This is a genomic window from Streptomyces sp. ICC4 (genome assembly GCF_003287915.1).
GTDB lineage: Bacteria > Actinomycetota > Actinomycetes > Streptomycetales > Streptomycetaceae > Streptomyces > Streptomyces tritrimontium.
Map to the genome: position 1 here is coordinate 8,010,262 of NZ_CP030286.1, position 18,366 is coordinate 8,028,627.

Here is an 18,366-nt window from a genome sequence, read left to right on the forward strand (position 1 = left end):
CGCTAGACCGCTCGCTGCCGCCCACGACGGGCAGTTGGGGAACTTCGCCCGGGTGCTTCCCGCTCCCGATGGAGCGCTCGCACGCAAGCCCGAATGCGCCGGGTGCGCACACTCCGGCGCACCCCGGGTCGCCCGGGTGCGCACCACCGGCCCCGGGCGCCCCACGCTCCCCGCCCACTCCCTGCGGCTCACCGCCGGGCGCCCCCGACGGCACGCGGCACCGGCACCGGCACTAGGAGCCGACCGCCTCCGGCTCCTCACGCGTTTCGCCGCGGACCCGCCCGGGCAGTTCGATCCGTACGTCCGCCGCCGGCCGGATCCCGCCCCCGGCCACGAAGGGCCGCCACCACGGCGAAGCCGGCGCGTCCGCCGCGCCCGGCTCGAACGGCTGGCCCGGCACCGGCAGCGCGATCGCGGCCCCGGCCCCCTCGGCCGCGGCCACCGTGCCCTCGCCGGGCTCGTCCCACGGGTGCGGGGCCAGGTTGAAGGTGCCCCAGTGGATCGGCAGCATCGTGCCGTGCGGTGTGCCGCCCTGGAGGTCGAGGTGGGCGCGCATGCCCTCCTCCGGCGTCATGTGGATGTCGGGCCAGTACTCGCTGTACGCCCCGATCTGGATCATCGTCGCGTCGAACGGCCCGTGCTCCGCGCCGATCTCCCCGAACCCGGGGAAGTACCCGGTGTCACCGCTGTGGAACACCCGGTGCTCGTCCCCCGCGACGACCCACGAAGCCCAGAGCGTGAACTGCTGGTTGCGCAGGCCGCGGCCGCAGAAGTGGCGGGCCGGGGTGGCCGTGAGCGAGAGCCCGGCCACCTTGGTGGTCTCGTTCCAGTCGAGCTCGCGCAGCCGGTCCGCCGGGACGCCCCAGCGCTCCAAGTGCGCTCCGACGCCGAGCGGCACGGCGAAGACGGTGTCCGTGCCGGCCAGCTGCTTGATCGTCGGCAGGTCGAGGTGGTCGTAGTGGTCGTGCGAGATCACCACGACGTCGACGTCGCCCAGCGAGGCCAGCGGCACCGGCACCGGATGCAGCCGCTTGGGCCCGGCGAAGGGGAAGGGGGAGCACCGCTCGCCCCAGACCGGATCGAAGAGGACCCGGCGCCCGTCGATCTCGACGAGCACGCTGGAGTGCCCCATCCAGGTCACCCGCAGTCCGCTCGCCGGCGGCTTCGCCAGCTCGGCGAGCGTCGTCGGGTAGACCGGGATGGGCGCGCCGGGGTTGCGTCGGAGCCGCTGCTCCTTGTGGAAGTAGATCTTGGCGAACTCGGCCATCGACCCGGAGGGTCTGGTCCGGGCCCCCACCGGGTTCTGGAACACGCCCTCGGCGAAGTTCGGCGAACGCCGGATCCGCTCCAGCCGGGCACCGGACGGGTCCGCGCCGAAGGCTTCGGGCCGCAGGGCGCGCAGCCGTGGACGCAAGGGACGGGAGCCGGTCAAGGCGCCTCCAGTGTGGGGGGTGCGGGCAGTGCGTACTCATGGGTTACCACCTTCCCAACGCGTGGCACACCCGAAGGATTCCGTTCCGGCCGTTCCGGCCCCCCGAAGCCGCCCCGCGCGCCCTCTCCCCGCCCTGTCTTGTCCGTTCTCGTGGGCTGGGAAAAGTATACAAGAAGACGCCCAGACGCGGCCCGGACCCGGGGGCTGCTCGGGCGGGACGGGATCGAGGGGGCGATGCTCCTCACCCCGGCCGCGAGCGTGCACACCTTCCGGATGCGCTTCGCCATCGACGTGGCCTACCTGGACCGCCGGCTCAGGGTCGTCGCGCTGACCACCATGCCCCCCGGACGCCTCGGACTCCCCCGGCTGCGCGCCCGCCACGTCCTGGAGGCCGAGGCCGGCGCCATGGCCGCCTGGGGGCTGCGCGTGGGGTCCGTGCTGCGGCTCCGTCTCGACCGACGCTAGGCGCTGCCCCTGACCGGCGGTAGGTTGGGGCGGTTGAGCTGGGGTGGCAGGGGAGCGGCATGACGGAGAACGCGCACATCAAGGCGCTGGAGCAGATCATGCCGGCGACTCACGGCACGGACGAGGACATCGACTGGCAGGCGGCCGAGGCCGTCTGGGGCAGCCGTTTCCCCGCCGACTTCATCGCCTTCATGGGCCGCTTCGGCGCGGGCTCGATCAACGGCGAGGCGAGCGTGCTGCTGCCGCTGCCCAAGCCGGGGCTCCAGTGGGACCCGGCGCAGATGGCGGAGGAGACCGCCAACGCCCGCCAGGTCTGGGAGTCCGAGGGCGGCCGGGCCGCCTTCGACGTGGACCCCGAGTCGATCGTCGCCTGGGGCGTCACGGGCGGCTCCGACATCCTGTGCTGGCTGACGACCGATGCCGACCCGGACCGCTGGCCCGTCCTGGTGGTCGGGCGCCACACCGCCGACTCCTTCGCGGTGTACCCGTACGGCATGGGCGAGTTCCTGTACCGCCTGTGCTCCGACGAGTTCGACATGAGCCCGGTCAGCATCACCTTCTGGGACGGCGGCCACCTCAGCTTCGTGCACTGGCGCAAGGCCCAGCGGCGCTGGCAGGAGGGCCGCAACCCCGAAACGGGCGAGCCCGACCCCTACGCGGGCGACTTCTCCGACTGACGCCGCCGCGCGGCCGGTCCCCCTCCCCCAACCCGTTCCGTGGCCGGAAACGGGCGTTTCGCCATGTCTACGCGCGTCCGAATTGTTGATCACATATCGGAAAACACCATTCTGAAATGCCGCACTTGGAGCATTGACCACAAGTGCCGACCCAATGGAACAAGACGGCCTCCCACAGGAGAGAATTCCGGCCAACGGGCCATGGAGGGACAGCACAGCCCGGAGCAACCCATAAGTAATAACGCGACGCAAAAGAAAATCAGGGGAATACACCCGTGCGACGAAGAATCTTCGGCACGGCCGCCACCACGGTCGTGCTCGGTCTGCTGACAACGCTGGCCGGATGCGGCGGCTCGGACGGAAGCGACGCAGGTGACGGCGGCACGCTCCGCCTCGTCGCCGCCGAATACGGCGACGGTTCGGCCAACAGTTCCAAGGAGTTCTGGGACAAGGTGACGGCGGATTTCACCGTCGCGAACCCGGGCATCAAGGTTCAGGTCCAGCTGCTTCCGTGGGCCGACATCGACCGTGAAGTCTCCCGCATGGTGAAGGCCGGGAACGCGCCGGACATGGCCCTCATGGGTTCTTACTCGGACTTCGCGGCGCAGGGCAAGCTCTATTCCGCGGACGAACTCCTCTCGGTCACCGCCGAGGCGAACTTCCTGCAGCCCCTCGCCGAGGCCGGCTCCGTCCGCAACACCCTCTACGGCCTGCCCTTCGTCGCGAGCAGCCGCCTGCTCTTCATCAACGAGACCCTGTTCAAGCAGGCCGGCGTCAAGGAGACCCCCAAGACCTGGGCGGACCTCAAGGCCGCCGCCAAGGCACTCAAGGACAAGGGCGTGAAGTACCCGTACGCCATGCCCCTGGGCCCCGAGGAGGCGCACGCCGAGGCGATGATCTGGGAGCTCAGCAACGGCGGCGGCTACGCCGACAGCAGCGGCAACTACAGCCTGGCCTCCGACCAGAACATCCAGACCTTCAAGTGGATCAAGGAGAACCTGGTCGGCCCCGGCCTGCTCGGCCCCACCCCGCCGTCCCAGCTCAACCGTGCCGACGCCTTCGCCGCCTTCACGCGGGGCGAGGTCGGCATGCTCAACGGCTACCCCTCGCTCACCCACGAGGCGCGCGCCAAGGGCATCGAGGTCCGGACCGTCGCGATGCCCGTCAACGACACGATCGGCACCGGCGAGAGCCCGCCGGCCGTCGGCGTGGCCGACTGGATGGTGGCGTTCAAGCAGCACGACCACCGCGCCGAGATCGGCAAGTTCCTGGACTTCGTCTACCAGGACAAGAACCTCGCGGACTTCGCCGGCCGCTACCACCTGCTGCCGTCCACCGTCTCCGCCTCCCGCACGCTGGCCGGCAGCGGCGGCATGGACAAGAGCGACGCCGAGTTCCTGACGGCCCTGCGCAGCGCCCAGCTCTACCCGGTCAACGACCCGTCCTGGGTGACGGTCAGCGACACCATCAAGCGCAACATCGGGCGGGCCGTGGACCCCGGCGGCGACCCGAAGGCCGTGCTGGAGGAGATCGCCGCGAAGGCGACCGAAGCCAAGAAGCGCTGACCCCACAGCGCCCGGAACTCCCGCAGCGCCCGGAACTCCAGGTGCGTGCGGCCCGGAACTCAAGGCGCGTGCGCCCGGAACTTCCGCCGAACGGCCCTGCCGACACGGGACTTCCGCCCCCTGCCGCACCCCACCCCACGCGGCATCATGGCTGGTACGGCTTCGATCCGAGGCCGCGGCCCCGTCGCCCCGCCGCGCACCCACAAGGTGCGCGGGGCGGCAGGCCCACCCCTTCCCCTCACCGCATCAGCTGGCGCCCTGGTTCTGCGGGCTGAACGCCGTGCGGTACTCCTGGCAGCTGGAGTCCCAGGCCAGGGACCCCGTGAGGGTGCCGTAGCCGGTGCGCGTGACCGACCACTCCACCGTGTACTTCCCGGTGTCACACGCGATGCGCTTGCCGCCCGGAACCTTCGTACGGCCCGTCGCCGGCCGGTTGACCAGCTCCTGGTGCACCTCGGCGGCCTTGGCGCGGTTCGCGCTCCGCAGCACCGCGTGCACGACGATCGGGTGCTTGCCGTCCTTGGTGGTCAGCACCTTCTTCACCCCCTGCGAGTCCGCGACCGACCACGCGAACTCGTACCCCGGCTCCCAGGCCAGGGTCTTCGGGTCGGGGACCTGGCGGTGGTAGTCCTCCGCGCCCTTGGGTCCGGGCCGGTCCACCGTCTTGTACCGGATGCCGGGCTGGAAGCGGAACTGCGCCTCCACCTTGTGCATGTCGTCCTTGGTCCACATCGACTTCATCGCCTTCTCCCCTCCGCTCGGGTCCTGGAGGAACGCCGTGCCGTCCGCGGCGGTGGCGGCTCCCTGGCAGAGGACGGGGGCGAGGGCCGCCGCGGCGGCGGCGAGGGCGAGAGCGGCGGTGCGGGTGCGCTTCATGCCCGGACCAACGGGGTCCCGCGGCGGGCCGGAACGACGCCGGGCGCGCTTTCACCCGTACGAGAACCGGTGCGCGGGCGCGACCCCGCGCGCGTCCGGAACCCCTGCCCGCGGGCCGCGTGTTGGCGTGCGCGGAAGCCGTTCGGCAGCACCGGCCGGACCGGGGGGACGACGATGGCGGTGGACGTGGACGGCACGGTGGCGGCGGGCTGGGAGCCGGTGCGCGAGGAGCTCGAGGCCTTCGTGGCCTTCGAGGCCTTCGTGGCCTTCGTGGCCTTCGTGGCCTTCGTGGCCGGCGAGCGGATCCCTCCGGAGGCGTCGGCGTACCGGCCGGAGTTCACCGGGGGCGGCAAGGAGCGGCTGACGGTGCGGCAGTTGGTCGCGCACCAGTCCGGACTGGTCAACACCGCCGAGGGCTTCGACTACGAGGAGCTCGCGGACGACGCGCTGCTCGCGGCGCGGCCGGCCGGGCAGCGGCCGCACTGGGAGCCCGGGACGGCGTACGGCTACCACGCCTACGTGATCGGCGCGCTGACCGGCGAGGTCGCGCGCCGGGCGACGGGGCGCTCGATCCAGGAGGTCTCCGAGGAGCGGATCCGCGCGCCGTTCGGGCTGGACCTGTACCTGGGACTGCCGCCGTGTCAGCTGGAAGGGCGCTGGCGGCCGGTCCTGGACATGGTTCCGACGCCGGAGCAGGAGGCCGAGGGCGCGGAGCTCGCGGCAACGGCTCCGGAGCTGCTGGCGGTGGCCTTCGACCTGCACCGCGATCCGCCGGGGCCCGGAGGCCTTCGGGCACTCGGGCGCGGCGGGCGCCCAGGGCTTCGCCGACCCGGTGACGGGGACCGCGTACGGCTACACGCGGCGCCGCTTCGCCTTCCCGGGCGGGGCCGCCGCGGAGAACGGCCCGCTGACGGCGGCGGTCCTCAAGGCGGCCCGGGGGTAGGGCGGTCCGGGGGCAGGGCGGCCCGAGGGTAGGGCGGTCCGGGCTGAGAGCGGTCCGGGCCGAAGGCAGTCCGGGCCGAGGGCGACGCTCAGGCGCTGGGGCCGGTGACCACCGGGAAGCCGGTGGGCCGGCCCTGCTCCTTCAGCCAGGCCAGGACTTGGTCGAGGGCCTCGACGGTCTGGGTGCGGTTGCCGCCGCCGTCGTGGAACAGGACGGTCGGACCGTTCTTGATCTCGCTCTTGACCGTGTTGGCGATCTTCGCGGCCCCGGCCTTCTCGAAGTCCTTGCTGTCGATGTTCCAGCCCAGCGGACGCATGCCGTCGGCAGCGGCCAGGGCCCTGCTCTCGGGCGTGAACGCACCGCCGGGGGCCCGGTAGTACTCCACCTTGGCCCCGCCTCCCGCCGCGTCCTCGATCAGCTTCTTCGCGTCGAGGATCTGCCGGCGCTGGTAGTCGAGGGGCTTCTTGTCCATCGTCGTGTCGTGGTCCATGGTGTGGTCGCAGAGCCGGTGGCCGGCCGCGACGACCTTCTTGACCAGGTCCGGGTGGGCCTTGGCCTGCGGGCCGATCATGCAGAAGGTCGCCTTCACGTCGTACTTCGCGAGGACCTCCAGCACCTTCGGCGTCCACTTGGGGTCGGGCCCGTCGTCGATGGTGATGTTGACCGCGTTCCCGCCGGCCTCCGAGGCGTGGGCTATGCCGTCCGGGACCTGGCCCGGGTTCCCGGGCGCCTGGGGGTCGGCGCCGCCGCCCTGCGCGGGGTCGTCGCTCTGCCGGGAGGCGTTCTCGTGGCCCGTGTCGGGGGACGGATCGACGATCGTCGTCACTCCCCACACCGTCGCGGCCACCGCCGCGGCCGCCCCGGCGACGGCCAGCCGTGTCCGCATGCCCTGCATGTGCGTGCGCGCCATGAACCCCATGTGTCTCAACTCCCCATTCGACGTCCGCCTTGTGAGCTCGCACTGGTCAGGACGTCAGGCGCCGATGAGGGGTTCCAGCCGAATGGCCCATAAATTTCATGTTGGATGACTTTGCTCCTTGATCGTCCCGAATTCCGTCCCGGCTGAAACCACGGGCGATCGGGGCGGCCTCCTCCCGGGCATCCCGGGCTGAAGACCCCGGCTCTCCCTGGAGGTTCACTCACCCATGCGCAAGGCACACACCCCTGCGGTCCCGCTGCTCGCCCTGCTCGCGCTGTCGGTCGCGGTGAGCCTCCTGCCGGCCGACGGAGCGCGGGACGTCAAGCCGGACGGGGCGGTCGGGGCGCGGGTGGAGCACGGCACCCTGACGGCGGTGACCGTGACCGGACCTGACGGGAAGCCGGTTGGCCAAGGTGGACATCGCCCGGCACCCGCTGACGCTGGAGCGTGACGGCGCGGTGGTGAAGTCGGTCCCGATCACGGCGGGCGATCCGGCGAGCACCCCGACCTGGAGCGGGAAGATGCCCCTCATGGGCAAGGAGGGGACCATTCTGACGGTCTCGGGCACGTACGCGCACCAGGCCGAGTGGGCGGAGGGCCACATCGGCTCGGCGAACAAGAGCCACGGCTGCATCGGCCTGAAGAGGCGGCGGACGCGGCGTGGTTCTACGACCTGGTGCAGGTCGGCGACGTCTTCGAGGTGACGGACGGCAAGGAGACGGTGGCCGCCGGGAACGGCTTCGGCGAGTGGAACCTGTCCTGGGCGGACTGGCAGCAGGGGTCGGCGCTGAAGTGAGCCGAAGTGAGCCGAAGTGAAGCGAACGGGGCGGGGCGGACGGCCGCTCGGGGCGTTCGGGCTGTTCGTGGGCGCGCTCGACGCGTCGATGAACATGCTCGGCGTGAGCCTGCAGGCCGCGTACGGGCGAAGCATCATGCTGGGGTTCCACGCGGCCTACAGCCTGGGCGGGCGCCTCGGCGCCGCCGCCGCGGGGGCCGGGCCCGCGGGTGTGCCGGCTGCGCCCGGGTCCGCGCCGGAGGGGACGAAGAGCACGAGCACCACGACGCCGAGTGCGGCGATGCAGGCGCTGACCCCGAACACGGCGTCGTACCCGTCGACCGTGACGCTCAGGATGAAGAAGGCGGCGAGGGGGCCGAGCAGCGCCCCGGTGGTGTCCATGGCGCGGTGCACGCCGAAGGCGCGGCCTTGCAACTCGGCAGGCGTGGAAAGGGAGATGAGCGCGTCGCGCGGGGCAGTGCGCAGGCCCTTGCCGGTGCGTTCCAGGGCGAGGACCACGCTGATCGGGCCGAGGCTGTGGGCGAGCAGCAGCAGCGGTTTGCACAGCGCGGACAGGCCGTAGCCGATCCCGGCGATCAGCTTGTGGTTGCGGATCCGGTCGGCGAGGTGGCCGCCGGTCAGCTGCACCAGCGCGCTGACCCCGTTGTACAGGCCGTCGAGCGCACCGAAGCCCAGCGGGCTCAGGCCCAGTCCGGCGACCAGGTAGAGCGGCAGGACGGCGGTGACCATCTCCGAGGAGATGTCGGTGATCAGGCTGACCGCACCCAGTGCGAGGACGGCCGAGGCGACGGCGGGGGCCCGGACGGGGCTGCCGTCCGGTGCGGTCTTCGCGCCCGCCGGCGCGGAGCGGTCCGCGAGGTACATGCTCTCGAGCTCCCGGTGCAGACGGTCTGAGTCACTCGTGCGTACGAGTGGCACCCTAATGGTTGTACGGGCCAACTGGACGGTGTACGGCCCGATTCGGCCGGTGGCCGGCTTCAGCCCTGCCGGCTGCTCTCGTCGCGCAGCCAGGTGGAGAAGTCCCCGGTCCGGATGGCCTTGCGGGCGCCCCGGCGGGCCGCGAGGGCCGCCACGACGAACACCACGACCCCGGGGAGCAGCCGCGGCTGGGCCCGGAGCAGGGCGCGCAGGTCTCCCGTACCGGTCCGCGCGGACGGTACGGACGAGGCCGCCCCGGCGGGCTCCGCGGCCTGGAAGCGCTCCAGCTCGGCGGACGAAGTCGCCGCCCGGACCCGCCGTTTGACCAGGTCCGACCAGGTGCGCGGCGGGTGCACCACGACCCGGGCCGCCTCGACCACGCTGCGCTCTCCCGGCGCGAAGGCGAGGGAGGCGGCGAGGTCGTCCGCCATCAGCGGGGGCAGGGCGGCGATCCGCGCGTGGCCCGGTTCGGACACCGCGATGACCCCGCGCCCGAACAGGCCCTCGCGGACGGCCGGCAGCCGCTGCCAGACCCGGTAGTAGGCCCGGACCGGCCAGGCGCAGCCGGTCAGGGGGATGTCGCGCCCGGGGGCCGCGGCGAGCAGCTCCGGACGGTCGGCGAGGGCGCCCGCCAGCACCCGTACGTCGGCGGCCCCGACCTCGACGTCGGCGTCCACGTACAGCCGGGGGAAGCCCCGCGCGTGTTCGTCGCCGACCCGAAGTGCCCGGTGTTTGGAGGGAGTCGGGATCTCCACCACGCGTACGCGGGGACCGCGCGCGCCCGCCACCGCGGCGGTGTCGTCCGTACAGCCGTTGCACACCACGACGATGTCGGGCCCGGAAGCCGGGGCTTCGGCCAGGAGCGCGTCGAGGAGCCGGCCGATGACCCGGCCCTCGTTGTGGGCCGGGATCACGATGCTGGTCACCCCGGAAGTATGCACGGCCGAACGCCCGTACCGACCGTTTCCTCCAAGTCTCCCCGGGGGTACGCCCGGTGGTCTAGATTGAACGCAGCCGACCGGATTCGGCGTGCTTCGGCGACGCCATGGTCCGATCGGTGCAGGGAAGTTGAGTCAGGGACGGGTACGGCGGCTTGGGGGAACAGGCCGCCTGCCCGGGGCCGGACCGGCGCGAGGGGTGCCGGACGGCCGGGGGGCGGAAGTACGTGCAACACGTACGGCATCGGTCGTGGGGGCCATCGTCGTCGGGCGGGTCGGACACGGGTCGCGCAGGCGGCCCGGCCTGCCGTCGACGGCACCTCCTTCCTTCGCACGCGTCCCGGCCATGGGTCGTCGACACGCCTACGGGCGTGCGCGGAAGGAAAGGGAACGCTGTGAAGGACACCGCGAAGGACGTGGGGCGGGGCGCCGGAGCCGCAGGCGGGGGGCAGGCGGAGCCGTTAGGCGTAGCCGTCGTCGGCGCGGGCTACTGGGGCCCCAACCTGGTCCGCAACTTCCAGTCCAGCCCGGAGTTCCGGCTGCGCTGGCTCTGCGACCTGAACGTAGACCGGGCCCGCCAGGTGCTGGGCGGCTACTCCACCGTCCAGGCCACTTCCGACTACGCTGCGGTCCTCGCCGACCCGGCCGTCGACGCCGTCGCCGTGGCCACCCCGGCCGGCACCCACCTCGACGTGGCACTGGCGGCCCTGCGCGCGGGCAAGCACGTCCTCGTCGAGAAGCCCCTCGCCGCCACCTACGAGGACGGGCTGCGCCTGGTGAACGAGGCCGAGGAGCGCGGCCTCACCCTCATGTGCGACCACACCTACTGCTACACCCCGGCGGTGGCCCGCATCCGGGACATGGTCCGCTCCGGCGAGCTCGGCGACATCCAGTTCGTGGACTCCGTCAGGATCAACCTCGGGCTGGTCCAGAAGGACATCGACGTCCTGTGGGACCTGGCCCCCCACGACCTCTCGGTCCTCGACTTCATCCTCCCGGAGAACGTCCACCCGGTCGCCGTCGCCGCGCACGGCGCCGACCCGATCGGCGCCGGCCAGTCCTGCGTGGCCTATCTGACGCTGCAGCTCAACACCGGCGCCATCGCCCACGTGCACGTCAACTGGCTGTCTCCGGTGAAGGTCCGCACCACCATGGTCGGCGGCTCCAAGCGGACCCTGGTGTGGGACGACCTCAATCCCACCCAGCGCGTCGCGGTCTTCGACCGGGGCGTGGACCTGACGGCACCGCAGGAGATCGGCGCGGACGAGCGCCGCGACATGCTCGTCTCCTACCGGACCGGCGACATGGTGGCTCCCGCGCTGGGCGAGAAGGAGGCCCTGCGCACCATGGTCGAGGAGTTCGCCTCCTCGATCAGGACCGGGCGGCGCCCGCTGACCGACGGCCGGGCGGGCCTGCAGGTGCTCGACATCCTCGAAGCAGCCTCCCGGAGCCTGGAGTTCCGCGGCGCGGTCGTCGGACTGCGCACCGGGCGCTGACCGCTGTCCACCGTTCACGAAGTCCTCGTGCCCGCAATCGCGCACAGCGCGGCGGCGGGCACGGCGGGTAACACCATGACCGACTCAGTAGGGGCAGGGCGTTGAGCGTACGAGGCAAGAGGATTCTGGTCACCGGCGGAGCGGGCACGATCGGCTCGCACCTGGTGGACCTGCTGGTGGACAACGGGGCGCGCGAGATCGTCGTGCTCGACAACTTCGTGCGGGGGCGGACCGCGAACCTGGCCCGCGCCCTGCCCAGCGGAGTGGTGGACCTGGTCGAGGGCGACATCCGCGACGTCGCCGCGGTGCGCAAGGCGACCGAGGGGGCCGATCTGGTCTTCCACCTCGCCGCGATCCGGATCACCCAGTGCGCGGAGGAGCCGCGGCTGGCGAACGAGGTGATGGTCGACGGCACGTTCAACGTGCTCGAGGCCGCCGCGGCCGCCGGGGTGGGCAAGGTCATCGCCTCGTCCTCGGCCTCCGTCTACGGGATGGCGGAGTCCTTCCCGACCACCGAGCGCCACCACGCGTACAACAACGACACCTTCTACGGGGCCGCGAAGGCCTTCAACGAGGGTGTGCTGCGCAGCTTCCACGCGATGTACGGGCTGGACTACGTCGCGCTGCGCTACTTCAACGTCTACGGCCCCCGGATGGACATCCACGGGCTGTACACCGAGGTGCTGATCCGCTGGATGGAGCGGATCGCCGCGGGCGAGCCGCCGCTGATCCTCGGCGACGGCACCCAGACCATGGACTTCGTCCACGTCAGGGACATCGCGCGGGCCAACCTGCTGGCCGCCGAATCGGACCTGACCGACGAGGTGTTCAACGTCGCGAGCGGGTCCGAGACCAGCCTCCTCGACCTGGCGAACGGCCTGCTGGAGGCCATGGACGCGCAGGGCATGGTGCCGGAGCACGGACCGGCCCGCGCCGTGAACGGGGTGACCCGCCGCCTCGCGGACACCTCGGCGGCCTCGGAGCGCCTCGGCTTCACCGCCGGGATCGACCTGCGCGCGGGGCTGCGCGACCTGGTGGACTGGTGGCGGGCCGAGCGCGCCGCGGACGCCGCCGCTGCCGCCGCCGGCGAGGCCCCCGCCGCGGAGGCCGGCCGATGAGCGCCGCGACCGAGCCCGCCGCCGGACCCGCCCGGATCCCCGTCATGATCCCGTGGCTCGGCGAGGAGGAGGCCCGGGCGGCCGCCGACGCGGTCCTGTCCGGCTGGGTCGCCCAGGGCCCCAGGGTCGCGGAGTTCGAGCGGGCCTTCGCCGAGCGGGTGGGCGCCGAGCACGGCATCGCCGTGAGCTCGTGCACCACCGCGCTGCACCTGGCGCTGATCGCACTGGACCTCGGTCCGGGCGACGAGGTCGTCGTGCCCTCGCTGTCCTTCATCGCCACGGCCAACGCGGTGCGCTACGTCGGGGCGCACCCGGTGTTCGCGGACGTCGAGGAAGCCACCGGGAACCTGACCCCCGCCACCGTGGACGCCGTGCGCACCCCGCGCACCAAGGCCGTGCTCGCCGTCCACCAGGGCGGGGTGCCCGCGGACGTGCACGCCCTGCGCGCGGCCTGCGCCGACTGGGGCGTCCCGCTGGTGGAGGACGCCGCCTGCGGCATCGGCGCGACCGTGGGCGGCAAGTCGGTCGGCCAGGGCGCCCTGCTGGCAGCCTGGTCCTTCCACCCCCGCAAGGTGATCACCACCGGCGAGGGCGGCATGGTGACCACCGACGACGCCGAGTGGGCCGAGCGGCTGCGCCGCCTGCGCGAACACGGCATGAACGTGTCCGCCGCGCAGCGCCACGCGAGCAGCAAGCCGATCGCCGAGAGCTACCTGGAAGTCGGCTACAACTACCGGATGACCGACATCCAGGCCGCGGTCGGCCTGGTGCAACTGGGCAAGCTGGACGCGATCGTGTCCCGCCGGCGCGAGCTGGCGGCCCGCTACGGGGAACTGCTCGCCGGGATCCCCGGCCTGCGCCCGGTCCGGGACCCCGGTCACGGCGAGGGCAACTTCCAGTCGTACTGGGTGCTGCTGACCGAGGACTTCCCGGTCGGCCGGGACGAGCTGCTCGACGTGCTCGCCGAGGCCGGGATCTCGGCCCGGCGCGGGATCATGGCCTCGCACCTGGAGCCGGCCTACGCCGGGCACGGGGCGGCACCGCTGCCGGTGACCGAGCGGATCAGCCGCGACTCGCTGATCCTGCCGCTGTTCCACACGATGACCCGCGAGCAGCAGGACCGGGTGGTGGCGGCGCTGCGCGGACGGGCCGGCGGATGAGCGGGCCGGGCGGACGGGACGGGGCGGCGGGTCCGGACACCGAGGACCTGCTGATCGTCGGCGCGGGCGGCTTCGCCCGGGAGACCGCCCAGGCCGTACGGGACGCGGCCGCGGCGGACCTGCGGCTGGGCCGCGCCCCGCGCCTGCGGCTCGCCGGCCACCTGGACGACGACCCGGCCCTGCACGGCCGGGACGTCGACGGCACGCCGGTGCTGGGCGGCTGCGACCTGGCGCGCGCAAGGCCGGCCGCCCGGGTGGTGGTCTGCGTCGGCAGCCCGCGCGACTACGGGGTGCGGGCCCGCCTGGTGCGCCGCCTGGCCCTGCCCGAGAGCCGCTACGCGACGGTGGTCCACCCCACCGCGGCGGTCTCCGCGTCCTCGGTGCTCGGCGCGGGCTCGGTGCTGCTCGCGCACTGCGTGCTGACCGCCGCCGTACGGCTGGGGTCCCACGTGGCGGTGATGCCGCACGTCGTCCTCACCTACGACGACACGGTCGGGGACTTCGCGACCCTCGCCTCGGGGGTCCGCCTCGGCGGCGGGGTGCGGCTGGGCTCCCGGACACCGGCACGGACACGGGCACGGATACCGGCACCGGCCCAGCCACGGACTCGGTCACGGACGCGGTCACGGACTCGGTCACGGACGCGGGCACGGACGCGGTCACGGGCACAACCGCCGGCCCCGCCACAGCCATCGGGTCCGCCAGCGTCCGCGCCCCCTCCCCGGCGGGCGACGGCAAGGAACTGCTGCGCGAGCGCACCTTCCCCCTCGTGGCGGACCAGTTCCGCACGCTGTGCACCCCGGCCCCGTTCGGAGCGCCCCGCGAGCACACCTTCGAGTTCTTCGACGACCTGCGCGTCACCGCGGTCGAGGAGGGGACCGACGACGACCAGGGAACGCTCACCTGGAGCGGCCACGTCAAGGACAGGCCCGAGACCAGCGTCGTCCTCTCGATGCGCGGAGTGTGCGCCGCCGACCGCACGCCTCCCGGCCCCGTCGTCGTGGAGGTCCTCGCCGACCTCGGCGAGCGCGTCTACCACCTGGAGACCCTCGCCGGCCAGCCGCCCCGGCTGCGCGCCACCGAGGAGGACCCCGACCACCGTCCGCGCAGGGCGCCCGACCAGCCGGCCACCGACCCGGCCTCCGCGTCGGCCATGCGCCGCAACCTCCAGGGCCGGGTCGAGGCCACGGTCGAGAACCCGGTGATCATCGACGTCATCGCGGGCTACACCCCGAAGGCCGTCACCGAGGCCGGCGGCGAGCAGCAGGTCATCAACACGATCCACTGGGCCGAGCGGAAGATGAACGAGGCGCTCGCCGACAGCAACATCCCCGCCAGCATCGACATCCTCGGCACGTACAACACGGAATACCGGGGCGACAACACCTCGTCCGTGATGCACGCGAAGATGAACAACCCGCAGGATGCGGCCCTGGGAGCGACCGCGGCCGATCTGCGCCGCCGCTACGGGGTGGACCTGCTCACCATCGTGAACAAGGTCGATCCGGGCCAGTCCTCCGGCCAGGGCAACCTGCCCGAGCGCGGCATCTTCAACTCCAAGGACGCCTACTCCGTCGTCGACTTCGACTCGCTGACCGGCTGGTACAACCTCGGTCACGAGCTCGGCCACAACCTCGGCCTGTGGCACGACCGCCGAACCCTGAACCACCAGGTCCCCGACGGCAGTTGGATGAACAGCCTCAACACCCCGTACGGGACCGGGTGGATCACTCCGAACGAGGAGCACCACACCCTCATGGCGTACGCGAGCTCCTGCTTCAAGCAGTGCAGCGCGGTGAACCAGTACTCCAACACCGAGAACACCGTCAACGGCCAGCCCCTGGGCGACGCGAACAACAACAACGCGGGCCTCGCGCGCCTGTCCACCCCGATCGTGGCCGGCTACCGGACCCTGGCCACCGCCAAGACCCGCCACGCACTCACCCTGTCCTCCACCGAGGGCGGCACGGTCCGCCCCGCCGTCTTCGGGCCCTACAAGCCGGGCACCGTCGTCGGCGTCACCGCCCGCCCGCAGACCGGCTACCGGCTCGTCGCCTGGCTCTACGACGGCGTCCAGTACGACCCCCGCACCCAGATCAACGTCACCATGGACCGCGCGCACACGCTGCGCGGTGTCTTCCTCCCGGCCTGACGGGAGTTCCGGGGCCGAGGCCTCCTCGATCCCGCGCGGGCGCGGGGGCCGGGCCTCACCTCGGCGTGACGGCTCCCGAGTCCGGCGACTGCCGGAGGCCGGACGCGTCGACCGCCTCGAAGTCCGAGCCCTTGAATCCCTTGAGCCCGTCGAGCTGGGAGTTGTCCCAGCCGGCGTTCTCCTCACCGGAGATGTACCAGGCCGAGCCGTTGTCCGCGACGATGGCGCCGTACTTCTTGAGCGCCTCGGCCACGGCCTTGGCCTGCGGGGCCAGGTTCGAGGTGTCCACCGAGCTCTTGAGGCGCAGCCGCAGCCCCATGGGCGGCAGCGACGGGTCCGCGGCGGAGCCCGCCTGGTGCCGTGCGGGCCAGATGTAGCTCTGGTCCGAGCGCGGCACGGTGATGCGGATCGCGTGGTCGACCAGCCCGCCCGCCGCCTCGTCGTAGCGCACCAGGCCGGGCAGGATGGCGAGGCCGGCGGCATCCGCCGAGGTCCAGCCGTCGGGCCGCAGCCGGTGGGACCGCAGGTCGAAGATCGCGCCCCCGCCGGCGTGCCAGGCGTCGTCGCCCTGCGGCTGCGCGTTCCAGAGCTCGTACGATTTGCACAGGACGCGGTCCCAGACGACGACGTGCCGGTCCTGGTCGCTCGCCGGACCGTTCTCGATCTTGGCGTTCCGCGGGATCCGGTACCCGGACGCATCGCTTTCCTCGGCGTAGTCCAGCGAGACCTTCGATTCCGGCACCGTCGTATCCGAAACGGTGATGGGAATGCCGAAGGGCCGGCCGTCGATGAGCCCCGAACCGAAGTCCGGGTGCAGGGGCTCCGCCGAACCGATCGAGGAGACGTACTGGGCGGAGCGCGGGTGCACGGGAAGGGTGTCCACGGGCGCCCGCCAGAAGCTGTCGGGCAGGGAGGTCTCACAGGAACCCTCGCGCGCTTGTGCGGAGACCGGAACGGCCGCCGCGGAGGCGGGCCCCTTGCCGGAATCCGTGTACCCGCACAGCAGACACGCGGCGGAAACGGCGGAAACGGTGGCGATCGCGGGGAAGCGACCCCGCGGACGAACCGTTCGTGCGCGCACTGTCATGGCTTCACCTCGTCCGAGGGGTGCGAGCCGCGGTCCACGGCCTTCCCCGGGAGCTCCTCCCAGCGTAGGCACGTTCCCGCCCGGGCGCTCCGCCGGCCGCAGCGGGCCGGGTCCCGGGTTCCGGTTCCGGGTTCCGGGTTCCGGGTTCCGAAAAAAACTTTCGGCGGCGATGTCGAGAACCCGTGGCCCGCTCCGTCCCCGCTGTGAACGCGACGAAGATGGGTCGCACCAGACCGAGGAGAGACATCATGGCCAAGTACCTGCTTCTCAAGCACTACCGCGGGGCCCCGGCAGCGGTCAACGACGTGCCCATGGACCAGTGGACGCCGCAGGAGATCACGGACCACGTCCAGTACATGCAGGACTTCGCGGACCGCCTCGAAGGGACCGGCGAGTTCGTCGACGGTCAGGCGCTCGCCCCCGAGGGAGCCTGGGTCAGGTACGACGGCGAAGGCCGCCCGCCGGTCACCGACGGCCCGTTCGCCGAGACCAAGGACCTCATCGCCGGCTGGATGGTGATCGACGTCGACGGCTACGACCGCGCCCTCGAACTCGCCGGGGAACTCTCGGCCGCCCCCGGGGCCGGCGGCAAGCCCATCCACGAGTGGCTCGAGGTGCGCCCGTTCCTGGCCGCGCCGCCCACCATCACGGAGTGACCTCCCCCGTGAACGAGGCCCTGGTCCGGAGCCTCACGCCGAGCGTGCTCGGCATCCTCGTCCGCCGCGGAGCAGACTTCGCGGCGGCCGAGGACGCCGTACAGGACGCCCTGGCCGAGGCGGTCCGCGTCTGGCCGGCCGACCCGCCGAGGGACCCCAAGGGCTGGCTGGTCACCGTGGCCTGGCGCCGGTTCCTCGACGCGACCCGCGCGGACACCGCCCGCCGCCGGCGTGAGGACCGCGTCGACGAGGAGCCGGCGCCCGGGCCCGCGCCCGCGGCGGACGACACGCTCCGGCTCTACTTCCTGTGCTCCCACCCGTCGCTGACCCCGTCGTCCGCGGTCGCGCTCACGCTGCGCGCCGTCGGCGGGCTCACCACCCGGCAGATCGCCCAGGCCTACCTGGTGCCCGAGGCGACCATGGCCCAGCGCATCAGCCGGGCCAAACGCACCGTGTCCGGCGTACGGCTCGACCAGCCCGGAGACGTCGCCACCGTGCTCCGCGTCCTCTACCTGGTCTTCAACGAGGGCTACTCCGGGGACGTCGACCTCGCCGCCGAGGCCATCCGCCTCACCCGGCAGCTCGCGGCCGCGATCGACCACCCCGAGGTGGCGGGACTGCTCGCCCTCATGCTGCTCCACCACGCCCGGCGCGCCGCCCGGACCGCGCCCGACGGCAGCCTGGTGCCGCTCGCGGAGCAGGACCGCGGCCGGTGGGACACCGGGTCGATCGCCGAGGGCGTACGGATCCTGCAGGCGGCCCTCGCCCGCGACCGGCTCGGCGAGTTCCAGGCCCAGGCCGCCATCGCGGCGCTGCACGCCGACGCGCCCGCCGCCGAGGAGACCGACTGGGTGCAGATCGTCGAGTGGTACGACGAGCTCGCGCGGCTGACCGACAGCCCCGTCGTCCTGCTCAACCGCGCGGTGGCCGTGGGCGAGGCCGACGGACCGCGCGCCGGCCTCGTGGCGCTCGCGGCGCTGGACGGCTCGCTGCCCCGCCACACGGCGGTGGCGGCGTACCTCCACGAGCGCGACGGCGACCCCGTGAAGGCGGCCCGGCTGTACGCCGAGGCGGCCCGCAAGGCGCCCAACCTCGCCGAGCGCGACCATCTGACGCGCCAGGCCGCCCGGCTCAACGCCCGCCGGAGCCCCTGACGGTGCGAGCCCCC

Annotated in this window: 17 protein-coding genes and 2 pseudogenes; 12 read left to right on the forward strand and 7 right to left on the reverse strand. The window is 72.7% G+C overall.

The window, feature by feature from the left end:
• Nucleotides 1-232: 232 nt before the first annotated feature.
• A complete protein-coding gene (locus DRB89_RS37615) occupies nucleotides 233-1,432 on the reverse strand; it encodes an MBL fold metallo-hydrolase (RefSeq protein ID WP_112452535.1) in 1,200 nt (399 codons plus the stop codon).
• A gap of 138 nt (nucleotides 1,433-1,570) precedes the next feature.
• On the opposite strand from DRB89_RS37615, the gene DRB89_RS37620 reads away from it, so the two are divergent.
• From DRB89_RS37620 to DRB89_RS37630, 3 genes are all read left to right on the forward strand, one after another.
• Nucleotides 1,571-1,897 carry a DUF192 domain-containing protein gene (locus tag DRB89_RS37620; RefSeq protein WP_239516568.1) on the forward strand — a complete coding sequence of 109 codons (327 nt, stop codon included), beginning with the start codon at nucleotides 1,571-1,573 and terminating at the stop codon, nucleotides 1,895-1,897.
• A gap of 59 nt (nucleotides 1,898-1,956) precedes the next feature.
• A complete protein-coding gene (locus DRB89_RS37625; protein WP_112452530.1) occupies nucleotides 1,957-2,574 on the forward strand; it encodes an SMI1/KNR4 family protein in 618 nt (205 codons plus the stop codon).
• A gap of 275 nt (nucleotides 2,575-2,849) precedes the next feature.
• Nucleotides 2,850-4,139 carry an extracellular solute-binding protein gene (locus DRB89_RS37630; RefSeq protein ID WP_239516569.1) on the forward strand — a complete coding sequence of 430 codons (1,290 nt, stop codon included), beginning with the start codon at nucleotides 2,850-2,852 and terminating at the stop codon, nucleotides 4,137-4,139.
• A 246-nt stretch (nucleotides 4,140-4,385) separates the two neighbouring features.
• Here the strand turns inward: DRB89_RS37630 and DRB89_RS37635 are convergent, their stop codons facing one another.
• Nucleotides 4,386-5,015: a hypothetical protein gene (locus DRB89_RS37635; RefSeq protein ID WP_112452529.1), complete on the reverse strand. Its 630-nt coding sequence runs from the start codon at nucleotides 5,013-5,015 to the stop codon at nucleotides 4,386-4,388.
• Nucleotides 5,016-5,189: 174 nt separating this feature from the next.
• Here DRB89_RS37635 and DRB89_RS37640 point away from each other — a divergent pair, with 174 nt between their 5' ends.
• Nucleotides 5,190-5,990: a serine hydrolase domain-containing protein gene (locus DRB89_RS37640; protein WP_343234669.1), complete on the forward strand. Its 801-nt coding sequence runs from the start codon at nucleotides 5,190-5,192 to the stop codon at nucleotides 5,988-5,990.
• 56 nt (nucleotides 5,991-6,046) lie between these two features.
• Here DRB89_RS37640 and DRB89_RS37645 read toward each other — a convergent pair whose 3' ends face one another.
• Nucleotides 6,047-6,868, reverse strand: coding sequence for a polysaccharide deacetylase family protein (locus DRB89_RS37645; protein WP_112454267.1), 822 nt, complete (start codon nucleotides 6,866-6,868; stop codon nucleotides 6,047-6,049).
• A gap of 235 nt (nucleotides 6,869-7,103) precedes the next feature.
• On the opposite strand from DRB89_RS37645, the gene DRB89_RS43420 reads away from it, so the two are divergent.
• Nucleotides 7,104-7,328, forward strand: coding sequence for a hypothetical protein (locus tag DRB89_RS43420; RefSeq protein ID WP_162688412.1), 225 nt, complete (start codon nucleotides 7,104-7,106; stop codon nucleotides 7,326-7,328).
• A gap of 391 nt (nucleotides 7,329-7,719) precedes the next feature.
• Nucleotides 7,720-7,875: pseudogene (locus DRB89_RS45430) on the forward strand (MFS transporter); the annotation flags it as partial.
• A 38-nt stretch (nucleotides 7,876-7,913) separates the two neighbouring features.
• On the opposite strand, the pseudogene DRB89_RS37650 reads toward DRB89_RS45430, so the two are convergent.
• Nucleotides 7,914-8,537 (reverse strand): annotated as a pseudogene (locus tag DRB89_RS37650) (MFS transporter); the annotation flags it as partial.
• 113 nt (nucleotides 8,538-8,650) lie between these two features.
• Nucleotides 8,651-9,517 carry a glycosyltransferase family 2 protein gene (locus DRB89_RS37655; RefSeq protein WP_112453540.1) on the reverse strand — a complete coding sequence of 289 codons (867 nt, stop codon included), beginning with the start codon at nucleotides 9,515-9,517 and terminating at the stop codon, nucleotides 8,651-8,653.
• Nucleotides 9,518-9,924: 407 nt separating this feature from the next.
• Between DRB89_RS37655 and DRB89_RS37660 the strand changes: the two genes are divergently transcribed.
• From DRB89_RS37660 to DRB89_RS37670, 3 genes are all read left to right on the forward strand, one after another.
• Nucleotides 9,925-11,025 (forward strand): Gfo/Idh/MocA family oxidoreductase, encoded by a 1,101-nt coding sequence (locus tag DRB89_RS37660; RefSeq protein ID WP_239516571.1) that lies wholly within the window; start codon nucleotides 9,925-9,927, stop codon nucleotides 11,023-11,025.
• A gap of 101 nt (nucleotides 11,026-11,126) precedes the next feature.
• Complete coding sequence (locus tag DRB89_RS37665) at nucleotides 11,127-12,143, forward strand: NAD-dependent epimerase/dehydratase family protein (protein ID WP_112449488.1); 1,017 nt, start codon at nucleotides 11,127-11,129, stop codon at nucleotides 12,141-12,143.
• Nucleotides 12,140-13,303 (forward strand): DegT/DnrJ/EryC1/StrS family aminotransferase, encoded by a 1,164-nt coding sequence (locus DRB89_RS37670; RefSeq protein WP_204357764.1) that lies wholly within the window; start codon nucleotides 12,140-12,142, stop codon nucleotides 13,301-13,303. Before DRB89_RS37665 ends, DRB89_RS37670 begins: the two co-directional genes overlap by 4 nt.
• A 334-nt stretch (nucleotides 13,304-13,637) precedes the next feature.
• Here DRB89_RS37670 and DRB89_RS43425 read toward each other — a convergent pair whose 3' ends face one another.
• Nucleotides 13,638-13,781, reverse strand: a complete 144-nt coding sequence (locus DRB89_RS43425) for a hypothetical protein (RefSeq protein WP_162688898.1) — start codon at nucleotides 13,779-13,781, stop codon at nucleotides 13,638-13,640.
• A gap of 291 nt (nucleotides 13,782-14,072) precedes the next feature.
• On the opposite strand from DRB89_RS43425, the gene DRB89_RS37685 reads away from it, so the two are divergent.
• Nucleotides 14,073-15,455 carry a M12 family metallo-peptidase gene (locus DRB89_RS37685; RefSeq protein ID WP_112448761.1) on the forward strand — a complete coding sequence of 461 codons (1,383 nt, stop codon included), beginning with the start codon at nucleotides 14,073-14,075 and terminating at the stop codon, nucleotides 15,453-15,455.
• Between the two features lie 55 nt (nucleotides 15,456-15,510).
• On the opposite strand, the gene DRB89_RS37690 is transcribed toward DRB89_RS37685, so the two are convergent.
• Complete coding sequence (locus DRB89_RS37690) at nucleotides 15,511-16,338, reverse strand: hypothetical protein (RefSeq protein ID WP_162688899.1); 828 nt, start codon at nucleotides 16,336-16,338, stop codon at nucleotides 15,511-15,513.
• A 452-nt stretch (nucleotides 16,339-16,790) separates the two neighbouring features.
• Between DRB89_RS37690 and DRB89_RS37695 the strand changes: the two genes are divergently transcribed.
• Nucleotides 16,791-17,198 (forward strand): YciI family protein, encoded by a 408-nt coding sequence (locus DRB89_RS37695; protein ID WP_112448759.1) that lies wholly within the window; start codon nucleotides 16,791-16,793, stop codon nucleotides 17,196-17,198.
• An 8-nt stretch (nucleotides 17,199-17,206) separates the two neighbouring features.
• Nucleotides 17,207-18,352, forward strand: coding sequence for a DUF6596 domain-containing protein (locus DRB89_RS37700; protein WP_112448758.1), 1,146 nt, complete (start codon nucleotides 17,207-17,209; stop codon nucleotides 18,350-18,352).
• Nucleotides 18,353-18,366 lie beyond the last annotated feature (14 nt).